Consider the following 19315-nt stretch of genomic DNA (forward strand, 5'->3'; position numbering starts at 1 on the left):
ACGCTTCTATCGAGCCTCTTTTGTGATGGTTAACACCAATTCGTTAAAGCTAATACCAGCCTGTCTTGCCGCTTGCGGTACCAAACTTTTCTCAGTCATTCCCGGCGCAGTGTTCACTTCGAGCAAATTAAATCGCCCCTGTGCATCACGCATCAGGTCAACTCGCCCCCAACCGCTCACACCTACCGCTTTATAAGCCGCTAATGACAGCTGTGCGATATCAGCTTCTTCGTCTTCCGATAAACCACTGGGGCAAAAGTACTCCGTGGTGTTACTTTGATACTTAGCTTGGTAGTCATAAAACTCGTTAGGCGTTGTCATTCGTATCGACGGCAGCACATTATCGGCGACAATGGCTACCGTGTATTCTTGACCTGTTAGCCACTGCTCAACTAAAACCTGAGCGTCGTATTTGAAGGCAAGGGTCAATGCTTGTTGCAGCTGGTCTGCATCACTGACTTTGGCCATACCCACGCTCGAGCCTTCGCACACAGGCTTAACCATGGCGACACCGCCCAGTTGAGCCAGTACCGCTTGGCAATCCATTTCGGAAAATTGCGCTTGCTCTATAAGCCGATAAGGCGCAGTCGTTAGACCTAAGTTACGCCAAATTTGCTTGCACAAACCTTTATCCATAGCCAGCGCTGAGCCTAATACTCGACTACCCGTGTATTTGATGCCTAAGGTCTGCAAAGCGCCTTGCATGGTGCCGTCTTCTCCGCCTCGACCATGCAAAGCGATGAACGCACGGTCCACACCTAAAGTTAATAGTTCGCTGATGTTACGATTAGCCGGGTCAAAGCTAATGGCGTCTACGCCCTCTTCTAACAACGCATTAAGAACTGCAGCACCGGATTTTAACGATATCTCTCGCTCTGCAGAGTGACCACCTAACAGTACAGCTACCTTTCCTAGCTCCGTGGGCTTAGTCATTGAAAACACCTTTTAATACGTCTATTTTCAATCGTGTTTCAGCCAGGGTTCTCGCCAATTGACCAATGTTACCGGCGCCTTGGGTTAGCACTAAATCACCATCTTGCAAAACGTCCGCTAAAACCCCTGGTAGTTGTTCTGGCGTGGCAACGAAAATGGGGTCTATCTGACCACGTTGTCGTATCGAGCGACACATGCTTCGACTGTCTGCGCCGGCAATCACCGCTTCGCCCGCCGCGTACACATCGAGCAACAACAAGGTGTCCACTTGTGACAAGACCTCAACAAAGTCGTCGTACAGATCACGGGTGCGACTGTAGCGATGTGGCTGATAGGCCATCACTAAGCGCTTATTTGGCCAGCCTTGGCGAGCCGCTTTTATGGTGGCCGCTACTTCGCTTGGGTGATGACCATAGTCATCCACCAGCATCACCGAACCAGCGCCCGTGTCGAATTCTCCAAGATGCTGAAAGCGACGACCAATGCCTTCAAATTGCGATAGAGCAGCACAAATATCACTGACGTCAATGTCATCTTCAGCTGCTACCGCAAACGCTGCTAAGGCGTTTTGAGCGTTGTGCAGACCCGGTAAATTTAGCTCCACTTCAACATCATCGTGGCCATCTCTGCGAACCGTGAAGCGGCTGCAATGGCCTTCTTGAGTAAAGTTCACCCCTTGAACATCGGCCTCGTCATTAAAGCCATAGGTAACGTACTTACGGCCAACCGAAGGCAGCAACTCTCGCACCACCGGGCAATCAATGCACATGACAGCAACACCGTAAAACGGCAAGTTGTGAAGAAACTCAATGAAGGTCGACTTCAGTTTCTCAAAGTCGCCTTCATAGGTATCCATATGATCCGCTTCGATGTTTGTGACAACACTGACCATAGGTTGTAAATGCAGGAAACTGGCGTCACTTTCGTCCGCTTCCGCAATTAAGGTTCGACTGGAACCAAGCCGAGCATTGGTGCCGGCACTATTGAGTAAGCCACCAATAACAAAGGTCGGGTCTCGCTGAGCTTCACCATAGATGGACGCGATTAAACTGGTGGTGGTGGTTTTTCCATGAGTACCCGCTACAGCCACACCGTGTCGGTAGCGCATAAGCTCTGCCAGCATTTCGGCTCGACGTACAATCGGGATTCGTTGCTCTCTGGCAAATTGTAATTCGGGGTTCGACTCATCGATGGCAGTAGAGACCACCACCACATCGACATGATTAACGTTTTCCTGCTTGTGGCCAATAAACACATTGGCCCCTAGCGCTTGTAAACGCTGGGTTACCGCATTAGCCGCGATATCTGAGCCGCTTATGTGATAGCCTTCATTACACAGAACTTCTGCAATGCCGCCCATGCCAGCACCACCGATGCCAACGAAGTGGATGCGTTTTACGCGACGCATTTCCGGGATCATGGCTCGCAACGAGCTTTTTTGTTGAGTCATGATTTTTCCCCATTGGCCAATTGCTCACACACCTGCGCAACCACTTGTGTTGCATCTAAATGCGCTACACCTCTTGCCGCTTCTCCCATTTTGGAAAGCGCTTGCGGTGCCTCACTCATTTTCTCTAATTCAATCACTAATCGTTCTACTTCAAATTGACTCTGGTCGATGAGCAAGGCAGCGCCTGCTTGCACCAACACCATACCGTTCTTTGTTTGATGATCGTCAACCGCATAGGGATAGGGCACCAAAATACTGGCTTTAGCCGCCGCAGCTAACTCGCTGACCGTCAAAGCGCCACTGCGACACAATACAATATCAGCCCAATCGTAAGCCGCTTCCATATCATCAATAAATTCTGCTACTTTCGCTGAAGGGGCTACACCCGCTTGGTGATACGCCTGTTCAACAGCAGCTTGATTACCCTTGCCCACTTGATGCCAAACGGTCACGCTCACTTGCTTGTGATGTAACTTAGACACAATTTCAGGCATGGCATCATTAAATACTTTCGCCCCAAGACTTCCCCCAACAACCAAAACGTTCAGGGGCGTTTGGATTGCTTTTGGCTGATTGCCAAGGGCCACTAACTCCGGACGAACCGGATTACCCACTACCAACGCATCATTGTCAGCAAAGGTCCCTTCAAAAGCGCACAAAATGCGATTCGCTATGCGACTTAAGAGCTTATTGGTTAGCCCTGGTAACGCGTTTTGTTCGTGCAAGACCAAAGGCACGCCGGCAAGCTTAGCAGCAACGCCACCAGGGCCTGCGGCAAAGCCCCCCATGCCCATCACCACATCCGGCTTGAACAAGCGAATGACTGTGCGCGCCTGCATAATGGATTTCATGATCTTAAACGGAGCCATAAGCTTTCTTACCAAGCCGTTGCCACGAACGCCTTGAACGTCAATAAAATCAATATCAAAACCATGCTGGGGCACCAATTTAGCCTCCATGCGGTCGGCAGTACCCAACCAGCGCACTTGCCAGCCTTCACTGCGTAAGCGTTGCGCCACTGCCAGCGCTGGGAACACATGACCGCCGGTTCCTCCTGCCATAACGAGCAATCGTTTTTGCTGGCTCATCGCTTCACCTGTGTTGCTTGAATCGTTGATTTTCTTAACTCGAAGTCAATTCTGATTAATAAAAATGCCGCAGCCGTCATTACCCACAAACTACTGCCACCATAGCTTATAAAGGGCAAAGTTAAGCCCTTAGTTGGCAGCATACCGATGCTCGCTCCGGCATTCACGCCGGTTTGAAAGCAAAACCAAATACCAATGCCGTACGCCAAGTAACCGCTGTAGGCTTTATCGTTTGCTAAACATTGGCTGCCCAGCTTTAACGCTTTGAATACCAGACTAAACAGCAGTACCAGCACAGCTATCACGCCGATAAAGCCAAGTTCCTCGCCAATGACTGCGAAAATAAAGTCGGTGTGGGCTTCTGGCAGATATTCCAACTTTTGAATGCTGTTGCCCAGCCCTTGTCCAAACCAGTCTCCGCGACCGAATGCCATCAGCGATTGGGTTAATTGATAACCTTCTCCAAAGGGGTTTTCCCAAGGATCTAAGAATGAGGTAACGCGTTTCCAACGGTAGGAAGAGGTGACCGCGAGGGTAATAATAAGCACCACTCCCATGGTCAAAAGACCGCAAAACTCGATCATGCGAGCGCCGGCTAAGAACAACAAACCAATGACAATAACAAATAAAACAACGCTACTGCCTAAATCCGGTTGCATCAGCAATAAAAAGGCGAACAGTCCCAGCAGCAGAATGGGCTTCATAAATGCCCATGCGGCCCCCTTTATCTCATGATGACGACGCACCAAATAGCTGGCCATATAGACACAGAATGCCAACTTAGCCAATTCCGCCACTTGAATATTGAACACTCCAAGCGATAACCAACGGGTTGAACCATTAACGTTCTTACCGACAAACAATACCGCGACCAGCATCACAGCGACCGTCAAAAAGAGATAGCCAGAGTAGCGCTGCCAAGTATCCACTTGAGTATTCATCACTACCGCCGCAATCGCTGCGCAACCGATTAAGTAGGCCAAATGTCGTTTCACAAAGAAGTTTGAATCGCCGGTCATGGTGTAGGCTTCAGCCATTGAAGCTGACGCGACCATGACAAAGCCGACGGCCATTAAACCCAAAATAATGGTGAGTAAGGTGCGGTCATACATGACCATAGTGGGGGCTTTGCGGTCAGTAAACCATCCCAACCAAGTCGGTTGGCTGGCTAGATTGGCAAATAACGGAAGCTGCTGCTCTTTTCTAGCCATTAGCCCCCCTTACCAGTTGGCAAAAGTGATCGCCTCTGGCCATAAAGTTAGGGTACATGTCTAAGCTGGCACACGCCGGCGACAATAAAATCAAATCTCCGCTGTGCGCCGACAGCTTGGCTTGCGCCATAGCGGCGTCTAAATCCTCGACGCGTTGACAATTTTCACTCAATCGAACCAGCAGCTCAGCGTCCTTTCCAAACGCCAACACTTGCTTCACACCTTGAAAAGCCTTTGCAAGCGGAGTCAGATCCGCCTGTTTAGCATCGCCCCCAGCAATTAAATAAATGTTACCTGGATAATCCGTTAATCCATCCAAAGCCGCCACCGTCGCTCCGACGTTGGTGGCTTTAGAATCATTAACGTAACGAATACCCTCTTCAATGGCGACCGTTTGACATCGGTGCGCTAAACCTGGGTATTGTTTAATGGTTTTTAAAGCGTCCTGAATGGAGACACCAACACTCTGAGCTAAGGCCAACACCGCCAAGGCATTGGCGTAATTATGACGCCCAATAAGCTGTAATTCATCCACCTTGCCAATGGACTCCCCCGCAGCCATCATATGACCGTGTTGCAAGTACCAATCGCTCTCCTGCTGGACACTAAAGCGGAGCTCTTCAATCGCGCCGTCACCCCAGGTTTGCGGATCATCTTGATTTGCAACGATACAACGAGTTTGCTGGTACAAACGACGTTTGGCTGCCAAGTACGCTGCATAGTCTGGGTAACGATCTAAGTGATCTTCAGTCACGTTAAGGATAGTGGCTGCCGTGCAGTCAAGACTGGTGGTGGTCTCTAATTGAAAACTGGATAGCTCCAACACATACACTTGAGCGTGCGCCGACAACAAGTTCAATGCCGGTGTACCAATGTTACCGCCAATTTCAGCCGCTATGCCCGCCTTAGAGAGCACCTCGCCAAGTAAACTGGTTACAGTACTTTTGCCATTAGAGCCCGTGATGCCTATAACCTTAGCGTCTTGCGCCTTAACGGCTCGGGCAAACAACTCGATATCACCGACAATTTCCACGCCACTCGCTGCTGCGGTGGCAATGGCTTCACTGGCGACGGCGATACCCGGCGAAACGATGAGTTGCTGAGCTTGCGCTAAGCGTTGCGCGGGAAAGTGTCCGCAAATCAATTCCACCTGCGGAAACTCTTCAGCAAGTTTAGCGGCGCCCGGCGGTGACATGCGGCTATCACACACGCCCGGAGTTATCCCTAAGCCACACAAATAGCGAACCACGGAAAGCCCAGTGGCTCCCAGTCCTACTACCCAATGTGTGTGCTTAGTTTCTGCCATCTAGTCTACCTTTACCTCAGTTTTAACGTCGCCAAACCCAGTAATACTAGGAATAATGAAATGATCCAAAACCGAACAATCACTCGCGGCTCCGGCCAACCCTTCAACTCGTAATGGTGATGAATCGGGGCCATTCTGAATATGCGTTTACCGCCGCGAAGCTTATAGGAGCCTACTTGCAAGATGACCGACAAAGTCTCCATTACAAATACCCCGCCCATGATCACCAATAAAATTTCTTGGCGCGTTAGAATAGCGATGGCCCCTAACGCAGCCCCTAAAGCTAGAGAACCTACATCGCCCATAAATACTTGAGCTGGGTAGGTGTTAAACCATAAAAATCCGAGGCCCGCGCCGACCATGGCGGTGCACACAATCACTAATTCCGCCGCTAATGGTAAATAGGGAATGCTCAAATAATTAGCGAACTGAACGTGACCAGACAAATAAGCAATGATGGCAAACGCTGCTGCAACCATCACCGTAGGCATAATCGCCAATCCATCGAGACCATCGGTTAAGTTAACCGCGTTACTCGAGCCAACAATGGTAAAGTAAGCCAGTGCAATGAACATCAGACCTAATTGAGGCATGATGTCTTTGAAAAACGGAATCACCAACTGACTTTCGCCATCAACCGAAGAACTGGCATACAAGAACACCGCCACCAGCATGGCCGACACCGATTGCCAAAAGTATTTCCACTTAGCGACTAAGCCCTTAGTGTCCTTGCGAACCACCTTGCGATAATCATCGACAAAACCAATGGCACCAAAGCTTCCCAAGGTAAACAACACCACCCACACATAGCGGTTGCCTAAATCGCCCCACAGTAAAACACTGAAAAAGATGCCCGCCAAAATCAGCAGGCCACCCATGGTTGGGGTGCCGCGCTTGTCGAAATGGCTCTCAGGTCCGTCATCACGTACGGTTTGTCCAATTTGCAAGTCTTGCAAACGACGAATCAACTTTGGCCCCATCACCAAGCTGAAGCCCAGAGCAGTTAACAAGCCTAAAATGGCGCGAAATGTGACGTACGAAAATACGTTAAAGCCGCTATAAAATTGAGTTAGATATTCGGCTAAATAAACCAGCATTACTGGTGTTCCTCTTGATTAAATGCATTAAGCAAATGACTTACCACTCGCTCCATTTTTGCACTTCGAGATCCTTTAACTAATAAGGTAATCGGCTCAGATGAATTGGCCACTAGCTCGGTCAAATGTTGATTCAACGAGCCGATATCGGTAAAGCTCATGCCATCTGCAGCATCTGCCGCACATTGACTTAATGGCCCTAAGCTCACGACGTGCTGTATTTGACTGGCTTTAGCGTATTCGCCCAATTCTCGGTGCAAAAGCGGGCTATTGTCGCCTAATTCCGCCAAATCACCCAGCACCAAACAACTGCTTGCTGAGTTTTTAGCCAACCAATCAATCGCCGCTTTAACGGAAGCTGGGTTGGCATTGTAACTATCATCAACGATTACATGGTGTTGCAGCTTATGCAGCTCCATTCGCCCTGGCACCGCTTGCAATTCATTAAGCGCTTGCGCTATTTGTGGCAGCGGCAGTTGAACCGCTAGCGCCATGGCGGTGGCCGCTAAGGCATTAGCAACTTGGTGCTCACCCGGCAAGGGTAAATGCACCAAACAGCGTTGCTCACCGTGGTGCAAATTAAACGACATACAACCTAATTCATCGGTTGTTATATCGCTGGCAAACACATCGGCATCGGTGTTGGTAGCAGAATAAACAATCATTGGATTATCGATGCACAGCGACAACATGGTATCGGCGTAATCATCGTCTAAGTTAATGACCGCTATGCCTTGCGGGCCAAGTGACTGGTAGATCTCTGACTTTGCTTGAGCAATTCCGTCGCGACTGCCAAAGCCCTCTAAGTGCGCATCGCCAATGTTGTTGACCAACGCCACATCAGGCTGGGCTAATGACGCCGTATATCGAATTTCACCGATATGATTTGCCCCTAACTCAACCACAGCCATTTGGTGTTGCTCTTCAAGCTCGAGCAAGGTTAATGGCACGCCAATTTCATTGTTAAAATTGCCTTTGGTCGCTAAGGTCGAATAGTGACGGCTCAGTAGGGTAGTGAGCATTTCTTTCACGGTGGTTTTGCCGTTGCTGCCAGTGATGGCGAGTGTGCTTGGTGCAACGCGCTGTTTCACTAGCGCACCGAGTTGGCCTAGACCAATACGGGTATCTTGAACCACAACTTGAGCAACATCGAGATCCAGTTGGCGACTCACCATAAGAGCTACGGCACCCTGCTTGCAGGCTTGTTCGGCGAATTCGTGGGCATCGAATCTATCGCCAATGAGCGCCACAAACAGGCTGCCGCGAGTCACCTGGCTCGAGTTGGTTGTTACGTGAGTGACCTTAGCGTCATCACCCACTAAATGACCGTCACAGGCGTGCGCAATGGATTGTAAGCTCAGCGGAATCATAGGGCCTCCCCTTGCTCTTGCAGCACTTGCCTGACAAACGCTCGTTCATCGTAATCGTACTTTTGACCCAAGACTTCTTGATAAGTTTCGTGCCCTTTACCGGCGATAAGAACCAAATCGTCGGCTGCTGCATGAGTTAAGGCGTAGCGAATGGCCGCTTTGCGCTGTGGAATTAATTGGGCCGCCTGCGGCTGCGTCAGTCCTTGTTGCATTTGTCGCAAGATTTCCGCGACCGATTCCGAGCGAGGGTTATCTTCGGTCAGCACCAAAACGTCCGCATTTTGCTCAGCGGCTTTTGCCATCAACGGTCGCTTACCTTTATCTCGATCACCGCCACAACCAAAGACACACCATAGCTTGCCCTTGGTATGCGGACGCAACGCTTGAAGCGCATGTTCAATGGCATCGGGTGTGTGGGCATAATCAACCACTGCAGTAGCGCTGTTATGAGCGGCAAATCGTTCCATGCGGCCATTAATGGGCTGAATGTGGGCGCAAGCGCTGACTAAATCCGCCAGTTCGTACCCGGCTAAGTGTAAGGCGGCCAACGCAGCAATCAAATTCGACAAATTAAACGGCCCTAAAAGCGGCGAATACAACGAATACCGCCCTTGAGCCGTCACTAACTCTGCATTAACGCCATCGTCGCTATAACGAACATTGCAGGCTTGATAATCCGCATCGGTCTTTATGCTGTATGAATGCGCCTGGTCAGCAAACTCGTTTTTCCACGTCAGACCAATATGGTCGTCAATATTAAACAGACGATGTTTCAACTTTCTAAATTCGAATAAACGGCGTTTTGCCAGCGCGTAGTTACGCATATCACCGTGGTAATCTAAGTGGTCACGACTCAAATTGGTAAACACCGCTACCGAGAACGGTAAGGTGGCAACCCGCCCTTGCACTAAGCCATGGGATGACACTTCCATAGAGACCAAACGCGCTTTAGCCTGTTGAAACTCATTAAGCTGACGAGCGGTTGTAATCGGGTCCGAGGTGGTATTAACACTGTCTTGCAAATGCCCCCACATGCCGTTACCTATAGTTCCTAGCACCGCTGCGGGCTCATTCAGCAGGCTGCTGAGCTGCGCCATTAATTGGCTTACGGACGTCTTACCATTGGTGCCTGTAACACCAATCAGTTGGGTCTTGGCTCCATCGAATGGGTAAGCCTGACGCGCAATGGCTGCCAACTGACTGGATAATTCCGACACAAAAATGACGGGCACTTGGCGTTGTTCTATAACGCCGTGTTGTTTGGCATCATCGCTATGACACAACACTGCTGCCGCGCCGTTGGTAATAGCCGCATCAATATACCGTCGCCCGTCCACAGCATGGCCAGGGATAGCAATAAACAAGTCACCTTCGGTTACGGCTCGACTGTCGAGTTGCAGGTTGTTAAAGCTTTCAGGTCCGGCGTAATGGAACCACGGGGCCAGTAGATCTCGAATCAAGGTCATCGGGCATTCTCCTGCAAGCTTGCGATTTGCAGTCGTTTCTCACGCAGACTGACCGGCTCAACGTTTCTCAGCTGTAACGCCGATGACATGACCTTAGCAAAGACGGGAGCGGCAGCATCACCGCCGTAATACTTATCACCTTTGGGCTCGTTAATGACCACTGCAATGGCGAGTTCCGGATTATTGGTAGGAGCAACCCCAACAAAAGAGGCCACGTAATCGTCACCGTAACCGCCGGCTACCGCTTTGCGGCTGGTACCGGTTTTCCCTGAAACCGGGTAGCCTTCAATGTGAGCTTTACGCGCGGTGCCGCCTTTTTCGGTAACCCCTACCAGCATGTGCAGCACACTGTTGGCGACGTCCTCAGATATCACTTGCTGCCCTTCTGGCACCTTAATTCTTCCGTCCACTTCAGGAAGCTTCAATATGCTGACCGGTAGGCGCACCCCTTTGTTGCCGAGGGTGGCATACAATGACGCCATTTGCAGCGCGGTTACACTGAATCCATAACCAAAGCTCATGGTTGCACGCTCGTGTTCAGACCAACGATGACGGTCGTGAATAATGCCCGCCGATTCACCGGCCAAATGAATACCGGAATAGTCACCAAGCCCAAGAGAATAATAGGTGCCGAGTAACTGTTGAATGGGCATGCTCAACGCCACCTTACTGATACCAACGTTACTCGATTTCACTAACATTTTGGCCAAGGTTACATCACCTAGGTTGTGGCCGTCGCGCACCAAGGAACCACCAAGTCGCATGTAACCTGGAGACGTTGATATGATGTCGTCTTTTTTGATCGTACCCGCCTCTAAGCCCGCTACCACCACGAATGGTTTAATGGTAGAACCCGGCTCATAAGTATCGGTAATGGCGCGATTACGCATTCGGTAGCTTTGTCGTTGACTGGTGGAATTTGGATTATATGAAGGGGTGTTCACCATGGCTAAAACTTCACCCGTTTTCACATCCAACACCACCACAGAGCCAGACGTGGCTTGCATAGATTCGGTTGCTTTTTTTAGCTCTGAATAGGCGAGAGATTGAATCCGTTGGTCCAAGCTCAACACTAAGTCGTTTGGGTTTTCCCCTGCCTGAACTACCGACAAGCGCTCAACCACTTGGCCGTTGCGATCCTTACGCACCTTTTGTTTTTGAGGTGAGCCGGTCAGCCAATCATTGTAGGCTTTTTCTATGCCTTCAATACCTTTATCGTCAATGTTGGTGATGCCCACCAACTGACTGGTAACCTCACCAGTTGGGTAATAGCGGCGTGACTCTGGCTTAAGATAAATCCCGTGAATTTTTAACTGTCGAATGTAGTCGGCAACCGCTCCGGTTACTTGTCGCTGCAAATACACAAAGCGGCGACTTGGATTGCGCTGAACTCGGTCCAGCAGTGGGTCTAATGGCTGGTTCAGCACATCAGCCAACGCCTGCCAACGTCGCATATCGTCAAAACCATTGCGTTCGAACACCACTTTTGGGTCGGCCCATACCGCTTGAACCGGAACGCTGACTGCCAGCATTTCACCGTTTCTATCGGTAACCAAACCTCGTTGTACGGTATGGCTTGTGGTGCGTAACGAGCGCATATCACTTTCATGGCGCAAGCGCTCTGGTTCCACGACTTGCAAGAACGCCGCTCTTGCCGCTAAGCCGCAAAACAACAAAGCGATGCATCCAACAACGGTGTATAACCGCCAATGGATAACGCTCGGCTTGCTGTTTTGTCGCGCCTGTCTGCTCATGGTAACCGTACAACCTTTTCATCTTTTGGTGCTGGGCGCACCATATCTAGCTCTTTGCGGGCTACGCGGCTTACCCGCGAATGTTCCGCTTGTGTTTGTTCTTCAAGCAGCAAATGACGCCACTCTATGTCTAGTTTGTCTCGCTGTTTCAGCAGTTTGTCCCACTGGCTGGTGAGGTTGCGATTGGCATCACTGGTGTACACCACCACCATGGCATTCGCGATAACCACCAAAGAAAGTAACAGCACCCACTTATGCGCCCATAAGTCGGCAATAATCACTCGCCACAGCACCATTCCTTCACGGGCTGGCACGTTACACCTCACCAGGCAAACGAGTGGCGACCCGCAACACCGAACTGCGAGCACGAGGATTGGCTTCGATTTCTTGAGCACTGGGCTTAATCATTTTGCCCTCAGGCTTGAGACGCTTACTCTGGTTGATTTGATCTTCCGTAATCGGTAATCCATCCGGTACCGGGTCCCCTTGCGAATGACGTCGAATAAAACGTTTCACCATTCGGTCTTCCAGAGAATGGAAACTGATCACCGACAACCGGCCGTCTACCGCCAATACTTTTAGTGCACCTTCTAATGCTTGGTCGATTTGCTCTAATTCGCTATTAATGTATATGCGGATGCCTTGAAAACTCCGTGTCGCAGGGTGTTTATTGCGATCTTTGCTGCGAACCAAACGCCCAATCAAATCCGCTAATTGTTTGGTTGTCCGAAACGGTTCAAGCTCCCTATCTTGCACAATCGCACGGGCGATCTTCTTGGCGAACCGTTCTTCGCCATAGGTTTTAAGCACCCAAGCAATGTCTTCCGCTTCCGCTCTTTGGAGCCATTGCGCTGCGGTTTCCCCTTGAGTGTCATCCATACGCATATCGAGCGGACCGTCTCTCATGAAGCTAAAGCCGCGAGCGGCGTCATCCAGCTGCGGCGAAGAAACTCCTAAATCCAGTAACACACCATCGATTTGGCCGGTTAATCCCAACTTTTCAATGTACTGCGCTAACTGCCCGAATCCGCCATGAACGATTTGAAAGCGCGGATCCTCAGCAAATTGCTCTGCTGCTTTAATGGCTCTCGGGTCCCTATCAATTGCTATGAGGCGGCCGTTGCTCCCTAATCGCGATAAAATTTCACGGCTGTGGCCACCGCGGCCGAAGGTGCCATCAACATAAATACCATCAGGCTTTATCGCCAAACCTGTTACGGCCTCTTCTAGTAATACAGTGATGTGAGCCGTTTCATTCGTCATAGTGACTCTCTATAAAGAAAAATCTTGCAATCGTTGTGAATCGGACAAGTCTGCACTTTGAAGGGCTTGCATGCTGTCATCGAGCTGCTGTTGCCATAACGCCTCATTCCAAAGTTCAAACTTATTGAGCTGACCAATTAACACTGCTGCTTTGTCGAGTTCGGCAAAGGTTCTCAGGCTAGCAGGGATCAGCAGGCGGCCGTTTTTATCCATATTGCATTCTTGAGCATGTCCTAAAAGCATTCGCTTCATGGCTCTTTCAATGGGTTGGGTATCGGATAGCTTCATTAATTTTTCAGCAACAACTTGCCACTGATCTTCCGGGTATAACAATAAGCAACGAGATTGAAAGTCGACGGTACATACTAATCGGCCGCAGCATTGTTGCTGCAGCTGCGGGCGGTGACGGGTTGGCATTGCCAATCGTCCCTTCGCATCGATTTGTAAATTTGTAGCGCCACTGAACACGATTATTATTCCTACAATTTGGTACTTTTCCACAAAATACCACTTTTCCCCACATTGCTTAGTTTAGGGAGCCATTGCAATGCTTGTCAAGTTGCGCTGTAAGAAACTAAATCCAATGCCATTGCGGCCTAGAACATTGTTTTTAAGATTGTAAAGAAAGTGGAAAATTGTGGCGCACAATCCCAAATAGTATTCATTAAGTAAACCGCACTGAAAACAATAGCAGTCTCTTAACAATATCAGTGGGATAGAGTGGTTATAGTAAACCGCGTCGCTTGAGAATAGGACGTAACAACAGCCCCGGTGTGATTTTGACTTGAGTCGGCATACGCTCATACGCAATGGCCAACTCGAACTGTAAATCGCCATCGACTTTGAGTTGTTTAAGCGCCAAAAGACTCAGCTCGAACTGCTGCTGTTCGATCACTTGCTTTAACATGCCCATGGATATCGTGAGCTGTGATTGACTTTGCAACAAGGAGGCCGCCGCTAATGTTAACAATGGCCCAAGGAATACGAACTGACACAGACTGTGCAGTCGGTTGGCGCATAATTGAGGATCGAGACTGCGATTTGCACTTTCCAGAGCTTCTTGAGTAATGGACTGGGTAAGAGCCCAATAGCCCTTACTCAACCGAGCATAGGGTTCTCCCAAAAAAGTGAGATTACGTTGCAGATAAAAAGCGAGCGCGTATCGATAGGTCAGTTGCTCTCCTAGTGCCTCAATCATTTGGGTCATAGTTTGCGACTGACATTGATGAGTAATAGCAGGCAATTTAATGACCGAATAAATTTGTTTGAGGTAATCGCACAGTGCATCATCGCTACAAATGATCTGGGCTAACTCAGCACTACTATCACCCTGCTTTATGGCTTGGTGTAACGATTGCAAAGCCGACTGCTCTCCTAGAAAAAAATTATTCTCTAAGAGTAAGGTGCGAATTTGCGGAAGCAAAGGTGACGCCTGCGCTGTCATTAAATGGCTAACTCCTACTATTTATAGTTATAGGTTTAGGGACGACATTAGCTCATGGTAGACAATCACTTTACCTGATAGACAGGCAAAAAACAGCAATTATTGCCTTGGTAACAATTCGAAAAATTAAGCCAAGACAAACACTTAGGAACAATAAAGCCGCTGCTTGAGCGGCTTTATTGATGGAAAAATTGGAGCTGGCCTGTAAGCCGGGTTCTGTATGCCCTCAGAGAGGGTGACAGCCATTCGTCTAGGCCGTAAATCGCTCTACGGCTCAAGCAACCTACCCGCCCCCAACGCGGACCACGCCATTAGGGGGCCTATTTGGTCTTGCTTCGGGTGGAGTTTACCGTGCCACGAACTATTGCTAGCCGCGCGGTGCGCTCTTACCGCACCCTTTCACCCTTACCTGTGCCTTCGAAAAAGCCATCGGCGGTTTACTCTCTGCTGCACTGGTCGTCGGCTTGCGCCGCCCAGGCGTTACCTGGCACCCTGTCCTATGAAGCCCGGACTTTCCTCCCCACTCGATTGAGTGCAGCGACTGTCCGGCCAGCTCCGAGCGCGATTATAGCCTAGGGCTACGCCAAGCGCTACGCTGTTTTTAGCTAGTTTTCTAGATTTGCGTGTTGCAGCATGTACTTGTACAGAGCGTTCTTCTTGACGCCATGTATTTGAGCGGCATACGCTGCTGCCTTTTTAAGTGGTAGATCTTGTTGCAGCAAGACCACGGTTTCGATCGCTGCTTGGGGCAGCTCGTCCGCTTGTTTTTGGTGGCCTTTAATCAGTAAGACTATCTCACCTTTTTGCTGATCCAAATCTTGCTCAACACGGCTTAGCACCTCTGTAACCGGCCCATGCAGAAAGGTTTCAAAGGTTTTGGTCAGCTCTCGAGCCATCACGATTTCTCGATCGGCGCCTAAGCTTTCAACCATGCACGACAAAGTGGCAAGCACTCGTCGGGGCGATTCATAAAAAATGAGCGTGCGGGAGTCTTGCGCGAGCCCCTTTAAGGTATCAAGCTTTGCTTTTTCTTTTGCGGGCAAGAACCCTTCAAATGAAAATCTGTCGGACGGTAAGCCCGAGGCAGATAGCGCCGCAATGGCCGCACACGCTCCGGGAATTGGGCTAACCTCAAAACCTGCTTCTCGAACTTGCTTCACCAAGTGATAACCGGGATCGGAAATTAACGGCGTTCCCGCGTCCGAAACCAGTGCGCAACTTAGCCCTGCCGACAGCTGATCAATAATCCACTGCGCGCGTTGGCGCTCGTTGTGATCGTGCACCGCCACGGTTTTACTGTTGATTCCGAAGTGAGCAAATAAGCGGCCGCTGTGGCGAGTGTCTTCGCAAGCAATCAAGTCCACTTGATTAAGAACGTCAATAGCCCGTTGCGGTAAATCATCAAAATTACCGATTGGAGTAGCAACAATGTACAACGAAGGAGTGATTTTCATAGGGTTTCTTCTCTGCGCCATTTACAACAAAGTTTGTGGCGGTAAACTATTGTCAGCAATATTACCAGAGTAAAGCACTGTGACCAAAAGCCCAATGCGCTTAAGTAAGAACCTATTTCTAGCCACAACGCTATCGGTAGCCTTATCGATAGCCGGTTGTAGCACTCCGACTCCGCCGCAAAAACCGAGCCAACCGCAACCGGTTAATTTGGCGCAGGTAAGTGCCACGGCAGAGCAATACTTAGCCCGTGCCGCAGCCAGCAATGATCCTAGGGAACAATACGCTAACTTACTATTAGCCAGCGAAGCCTACCTTGACGCAGGCCAGTTAAACGAAGCTAGCAACCTGTTAAGTCAGCTACAAGGGAATTTGCCAGAATCGGTTGAGCTAAATTCGCAATATCGCTATTTGCAAGCCAAGTTTTTACAGGCGAAAGGCGAAAACCAGGCTGCTTTGCAAGCGTCAATGACCCCTGCGAACGTGCAACTACCGCGCTGGCAACAAATACGACTGCTGCAACTGCAAGCTGAACTCTATGGGGCAATGCAGCAGCACGTGAATGAGCTTCGCACATTAAGCGCGCTATCGGGGTTAGTTGATGAGGCACAACAAGCTACCCTCAATCAATCGATTTGGAATAAGCTGCAACCATTACCACTCGAAGTGATTACTCGCCAATTAGCCATCACCTCAGAGCCTTTGTTTAACGGTTGGTTGAGCTTGGCGCAATTGATTAAGCAAAATGCGGTTGACCCCAGCGCCCTGACATCGCAATTGAACGGATGGCGTGAGCAACACCCAAGCCATCCAGCGGCATTGCAACTACCCGACTCGCTCCAACAAGCTCTCAATACGAAAGCCTACCAAGCCAACAAGATTGCGGTGTTATTGCCGCTATCTGGGCGTCATGAGGCACAGTCTGAAGCCATCCGCTATGGCATTATTAGCCAGCTCATGCAAAACAACCCCAACGTTGACGTGGCCTTTTATGATACCTCAGCCTCGGTAGACAACGCTTACCAACAAGCGTTAACCGAAGGTGCTGAATTCGTTATCGGGCCACTGCTTAAAGCCAATGTTGACAAAATGGCTGGAATTCCCAGTACCGTTCCGCAGCTTTATTTGAACTTACCCACTGAGCCTAGCATCGCACCCGACGATTATTTTTTCTCTTTATCGCCCATCCAAGAAGCTCAAAAAGCCGCCGAATACATGCATAAGCAAGGCATAAGAAGGCCATTAATTTTGAGTGCCCGAAGTGCCGTCTCTAAACGCATGGCCGAAGCCTTTGAGCAACGTTGGTTAGAGCTGAGCCAAGAGTCAATTGAGATCCACTTTTTCGAGAATGGCTCAGAAATGCAAGCCGGCGTTCGCAACGCATTAGAAGTAGATGCAAGCCAAGCCCGCATCGCCAAAATAAAGCAGTTTGGCGACAATGCCATACAAGCGGATTTTCGATCGCGCCGTGACATCGACGGGTTGTTCCTCATCGCCTCGGCATCTCAGGTGAAACTGGTAAAACCCTTCATCGACGTTAACATCAGTGTTTTTGCAGATCCATTGCCCATTTTTGCTTCGAGCCGCAGTCATTTGAAAACCAACAACGGCCGCTACCCCAGCGAGCTGAATGGCCTCAGATTCAATGATATGACCTGGCTAATTAACGATAACGCCGATAGACGTCAAGCGAACCAATTGTGGCCACAGTGGTCTTTATCACTGCAACGTTTGTACGTTATGGGTTATGATGCTGCGGCATTGATTGATAAACTCGCGCAAATGAGAGCTTTTCCCGGTTACCGCGTGCAAGGACAAAGCGGTTCATTATCGGTAGATGAACAAGGCGTACTGCAACGAGATTTAGCTTGGGGTCGATTACAAAACGGACGCATTAGACCGTTATGATTGGCAGAGGCCGTCGTGCCGAGCAACTGGCTCGACAGCATCTTGAAGCCAATGGTCTTACCTTCGTGGCAGCCAATGTTAGATTTCCATTTGGCGAGCTCGATCTCATCATGCGAAGTCAGCATATGTGGGTCTTTGTTGAAGTAAAGTATCGCAAAAATGACCAATTTGGCGGAGCGCTACAAGCGATAAGCTCTCAACAGCAAAGACGATTAGTCAACGCCGCTAATGCCTATATGCAAAGGCACGGCATCGACGCGCCTGCGCGTTTTGACTTAGTCGCTATCGAGCATGAACAACTTGACTGGATAGAAAATATTTTTGGCTAAAGCCGTTAATTTTGCCAACTAAGAACAACACAGATAAGGTTAACTTATGTTAGAACGAATTAAAGAGAACTTCACCGAATCGATTCAAACCAAAATTGATGCCAGTGAAGCGCTCCCTGAAGCCATCGAAAAAGCAGCAGCAATGATGGTTAGCTGCTTACTCAACGGCAATAAGATTCTAACCTGCGGCAATGGCGGCTCCGCTGGCGACGCCCAACACTTTTCGGCGGAACTGTTAAATCGTTTTGAAACCGAACGCCCAAGTTTACCTGCCATTGCGTTAACCACAGATTCTTCAACCATCACCTCCATTGCTAACGACTACAGTTATGACGAAATTTTTTCTAAGCAGGTCAGAGCGTTAGGTCAGCCCGGCGATATATTGCTAGCGATATCCACCAGCGGTAACTCTAACAACGTAATAAAAGCCATGGAAGCAGCACTTGGCCGAGACATGACCATTGTAGCCTTAACCGGTAAAGATGGCGGACCCATGGCCGGACTGTTGAGTGATAGTGATGTGGAAATTCGGGTACCGTCTCACCGTACCGCTCGCATTCAAGAGGTGCATTTGTTAGCGATTCATTGTCTGTGCGATAGCATTGACAGAACCTTGTTTCCTCAAGACGAAAGTTAAGGAGTTTCGATGTTCTCCAGAATGAGCAAAGTAGTATCTGTATTGCTCATGGCCGCATTTTTACAAGGATGTGCGGGTGCTGTTATGGTGGGCGCTGTGGGTGGCGCCATGATGTTAAACGATGAGCGCAGCATAGGCACTCAATTGGATGATGGTAGCATAGAACGCAGCATAAATTCGGCGCTACGAAACCTAGATGACGTTGCTAATCAAACCAATATCACCGCCATCAGTATGAATCGCTCAGTACTGCTCATTGGCCAAGCTCCAAACTCAATGTTGCGAGATAAAGCCATTAAAGCAGCGCGAGAAGCCAGTAACGCAAAGCGCATCCATAACCAAATCCGAATCGGAAATCCCATCAGCTTTACCACCAAAAGCAATGACACTTGGATTACTACCAAAGTTAAGACTCGGATGATTAACACACCAGATATCGATGTGACCCGCATTAAGGTCATTACCGAAAATGGCGAAGTGTTTTTACTTGGGCTGATCAGCCAAAAAGACGGAGTGAAAGCGGTAGACGTAGCCCGCAATACCTCCGGTGTTCGTAAAGTAATAAAAGTATTTGAATACGTAAGCGAAGACAACTAGCGCCAAAAAA

18 protein-coding genes and 1 other RNA gene are annotated in these 19315 nt (G+C 49.4%); 4 read left to right on the plus strand and 15 right to left on the minus strand.

Going from position 1 to position 19315, the window contains the following annotated elements:
* Positions 1-6 precede the first annotated feature (6 nt).
* From CLC91_RS05740 to rsmI, 15 genes are all read right to left on the minus strand, one after another.
* Positions 7-933 (minus strand): D-alanine--D-alanine ligase, encoded by a 927-nt coding sequence (locus CLC91_RS05740; protein WP_095500134.1) that lies wholly within the window; start codon positions 931-933, stop codon positions 7-9.
* Positions 926-2383: a UDP-N-acetylmuramate--L-alanine ligase gene (gene murC, locus CLC91_RS05745; RefSeq protein WP_095500135.1), complete on the minus strand. Its 1458-nt coding sequence runs from the start codon at positions 2381-2383 to the stop codon at positions 926-928. The genes CLC91_RS05740 and murC overlap by 8 nt, the downstream gene beginning before the upstream one ends.
* The gene (murG, locus tag CLC91_RS05750; protein WP_095500136.1) at positions 2380-3471 is read right to left on the minus strand and encodes an undecaprenyldiphospho-muramoylpentapeptide beta-N-acetylglucosaminyltransferase; all 1092 of its coding nucleotides are present in this window, start codon (positions 3469-3471) and stop codon (positions 2380-2382) included. The genes murC and murG overlap by 4 nt, the downstream gene beginning before the upstream one ends.
* Positions 3468-4682 carry a putative lipid II flippase FtsW gene (ftsW, locus tag CLC91_RS05755; RefSeq protein WP_095500137.1) on the minus strand — a complete coding sequence of 405 codons (1215 nt, stop codon included), beginning with the start codon at positions 4680-4682 and terminating at the stop codon, positions 3468-3470. Before ftsW ends, murG begins: the two co-directional genes overlap by 4 nt.
* On the minus strand, positions 4675-5988 hold the full coding sequence (gene murD, locus CLC91_RS05760; protein ID WP_095500138.1) for a UDP-N-acetylmuramoyl-L-alanine--D-glutamate ligase: 1314 nt from the start codon (positions 5986-5988) through the stop codon (positions 4675-4677). Before murD ends, ftsW begins: the two co-directional genes overlap by 8 nt.
* A gap of 11 nt (positions 5989-5999) precedes the next feature.
* Positions 6000-7085, minus strand: coding sequence for a phospho-N-acetylmuramoyl-pentapeptide-transferase (gene mraY / locus CLC91_RS05765; RefSeq protein ID WP_095500139.1), 1086 nt, complete (start codon positions 7083-7085; stop codon positions 6000-6002).
* Positions 7085-8455, minus strand: coding sequence for a UDP-N-acetylmuramoyl-tripeptide--D-alanyl-D-alanine ligase (locus CLC91_RS05770; RefSeq protein ID WP_095500140.1), 1371 nt, complete (start codon positions 8453-8455; stop codon positions 7085-7087). Before CLC91_RS05770 ends, mraY begins: the two co-directional genes overlap by 1 nt.
* Positions 8452-9921, minus strand: coding sequence for a UDP-N-acetylmuramoyl-L-alanyl-D-glutamate--2,6-diaminopimelate ligase (gene murE / locus CLC91_RS05775; RefSeq protein ID WP_095497748.1), 1470 nt, complete (start codon positions 9919-9921; stop codon positions 8452-8454). The genes CLC91_RS05770 and murE overlap by 4 nt, the downstream gene beginning before the upstream one ends.
* Positions 9918-11675, minus strand: a complete 1758-nt coding sequence (locus CLC91_RS05780) for a peptidoglycan D,D-transpeptidase FtsI family protein (RefSeq protein WP_095497747.1) — start codon at positions 11673-11675, stop codon at positions 9918-9920. The genes murE and CLC91_RS05780 overlap by 4 nt, the downstream gene beginning before the upstream one ends.
* Positions 11672-11971 carry a cell division protein FtsL gene (gene ftsL, locus CLC91_RS05785; protein ID WP_095498137.1) on the minus strand — a complete coding sequence of 100 codons (300 nt, stop codon included), beginning with the start codon at positions 11969-11971 and terminating at the stop codon, positions 11672-11674. The genes CLC91_RS05780 and ftsL overlap by 4 nt, the downstream gene beginning before the upstream one ends.
* Positions 11972-11990: 19 nt before the next feature.
* A complete protein-coding gene (rsmH, locus tag CLC91_RS05790; RefSeq protein WP_095497746.1) occupies positions 11991-12938 on the minus strand; it encodes a 16S rRNA (cytosine(1402)-N(4))-methyltransferase RsmH in 948 nt (315 codons plus the stop codon).
* A 9-nt stretch (positions 12939-12947) separates the two neighbouring features.
* Complete coding sequence (mraZ, locus tag CLC91_RS05795) at positions 12948-13406, minus strand: division/cell wall cluster transcriptional repressor MraZ (RefSeq protein WP_095497745.1); 459 nt, start codon at positions 13404-13406, stop codon at positions 12948-12950.
* Positions 13407-13662: 256 nt separating this feature from the next.
* Positions 13663-14382 carry a hypothetical protein gene (locus CLC91_RS05800; protein WP_095497744.1) on the minus strand — a complete coding sequence of 240 codons (720 nt, stop codon included), beginning with the start codon at positions 14380-14382 and terminating at the stop codon, positions 13663-13665.
* Positions 14383-14571: 189 nt separating this feature from the next.
* An RNA gene (gene rnpB / locus CLC91_RS05805) (RNase P RNA component class A) lies at positions 14572-14939 on the minus strand.
* Positions 14940-14987: 48 nt separating this feature from the next.
* A complete protein-coding gene (rsmI, locus tag CLC91_RS05810) occupies positions 14988-15836 on the minus strand; it encodes a 16S rRNA (cytidine(1402)-2'-O)-methyltransferase (RefSeq protein WP_095497743.1) in 849 nt (282 codons plus the stop codon).
* Between the two features lie 79 nt (positions 15837-15915).
* Here rsmI and CLC91_RS05815 point away from each other — a divergent pair, with 79 nt between their 5' ends.
* The 4 genes from CLC91_RS05815 to dolP are packed head-to-tail and all read left to right on the plus strand — an operon-like array spanning position 15916 to position 19305.
* Complete coding sequence (locus tag CLC91_RS05815; protein ID WP_143812004.1) at positions 15916-17742, plus strand: penicillin-binding protein activator; 1827 nt, start codon at positions 15916-15918, stop codon at positions 17740-17742.
* Positions 17742-18071: a YraN family protein gene (locus CLC91_RS05820; protein WP_095498136.1), complete on the plus strand. Its 330-nt coding sequence runs from the start codon at positions 17742-17744 to the stop codon at positions 18069-18071. Before CLC91_RS05815 ends, CLC91_RS05820 begins: the two co-directional genes overlap by 1 nt.
* Positions 18072-18117: 46 nt before the next feature.
* Positions 18118-18708 carry a phosphoheptose isomerase gene (locus tag CLC91_RS05825; protein WP_095497741.1) on the plus strand — a complete coding sequence of 197 codons (591 nt, stop codon included), beginning with the start codon at positions 18118-18120 and terminating at the stop codon, positions 18706-18708.
* 21 nt (positions 18709-18729) lie between these two features.
* Positions 18730-19305, plus strand: coding sequence for a division/outer membrane stress-associated lipid-binding lipoprotein (dolP, locus tag CLC91_RS05830; protein ID WP_095497740.1), 576 nt, complete (start codon positions 18730-18732; stop codon positions 19303-19305).
* The last annotated feature ends 10 nt before the right edge of the window (positions 19306-19315 follow it).

The sequence above is a fragment of the Paraferrimonas haliotis genome, from assembly GCF_002282895.1.
Classification (GTDB): Bacteria; Pseudomonadota; Gammaproteobacteria; order Enterobacterales; family Shewanellaceae; genus Paraferrimonas; species Paraferrimonas haliotis.

What these genes read in the sequence shown, in the direction of transcription:
- mraY (WP_095500139.1), bottom strand. Translation starts at nt 7,085, where the DNA reads ATGCTGGTTTATTTAGCCGAATATCTAACTCAATTTTATAGCGGCTTT.
- CLC91_RS05740 (WP_095500134.1), bottom strand. Translation starts at nt 933, where the DNA reads ATGACTAAGCCCACGGAGCTAGGAAAGGTAGCTGTACTGTTAGGTGGT.
- murG (WP_095500136.1), bottom strand. Translation starts at nt 3,471, where the DNA reads ATGAGCCAGCAAAAACGATTGCTCGTTATGGCAGGAGGAACCGGCGGT.
- murD (WP_095500138.1), bottom strand. Translation starts at nt 5,988, where the DNA reads ATGGCAGAAACTAAGCACACACATTGGGTAGTAGGACTGGGAGCCACT.
- CLC91_RS05825 (WP_095497741.1), top strand. Translation starts at nt 18,118, where the DNA reads ATGTTAGAACGAATTAAAGAGAACTTCACCGAATCGATTCAAACCAAA.
- rsmI (WP_095497743.1), bottom strand. Translation starts at nt 15,836, where the DNA reads ATGAAAATCACTCCTTCGTTGTACATTGTTGCTACTCCAATCGGTAAT.
- CLC91_RS05770 (WP_095500140.1), bottom strand. Translation starts at nt 8,455, where the DNA reads ATGATTCCGCTGAGCTTACAATCCATTGCGCACGCCTGTGACGGTCAT.
- CLC91_RS05800 (WP_095497744.1), bottom strand. Translation starts at nt 14,382, where the DNA reads ATGACAGCGCAGGCGTCACCTTTGCTTCCGCAAATTCGCACCTTACTC.
- ftsL (WP_095498137.1), bottom strand. Translation starts at nt 11,971, where the DNA reads ATGGTGCTGTGGCGAGTGATTATTGCCGACTTATGGGCGCATAAGTGG.
- ftsW (WP_095500137.1), bottom strand. Translation starts at nt 4,682, where the DNA reads ATGGCTAGAAAAGAGCAGCAGCTTCCGTTATTTGCCAATCTAGCCAGC.
- dolP (WP_095497740.1), top strand. Translation starts at nt 18,730, where the DNA reads ATGAGCAAAGTAGTATCTGTATTGCTCATGGCCGCATTTTTACAAGGA.
- CLC91_RS05780 (WP_095497747.1), bottom strand. Translation starts at nt 11,675, where the DNA reads ATGAGCAGACAGGCGCGACAAAACAGCAAGCCGAGCGTTATCCATTGG.
- rsmH (WP_095497746.1), bottom strand. Translation starts at nt 12,938, where the DNA reads ATGACGAATGAAACGGCTCACATCACTGTATTACTAGAAGAGGCCGTA.
- murE (WP_095497748.1), bottom strand. Translation starts at nt 9,921, where the DNA reads ATGACCTTGATTCGAGATCTACTGGCCCCGTGGTTCCATTACGCCGGA.
- murC (WP_095500135.1), bottom strand. Translation starts at nt 2,383, where the DNA reads ATGACTCAACAAAAAAGCTCGTTGCGAGCCATGATCCCGGAAATGCGT.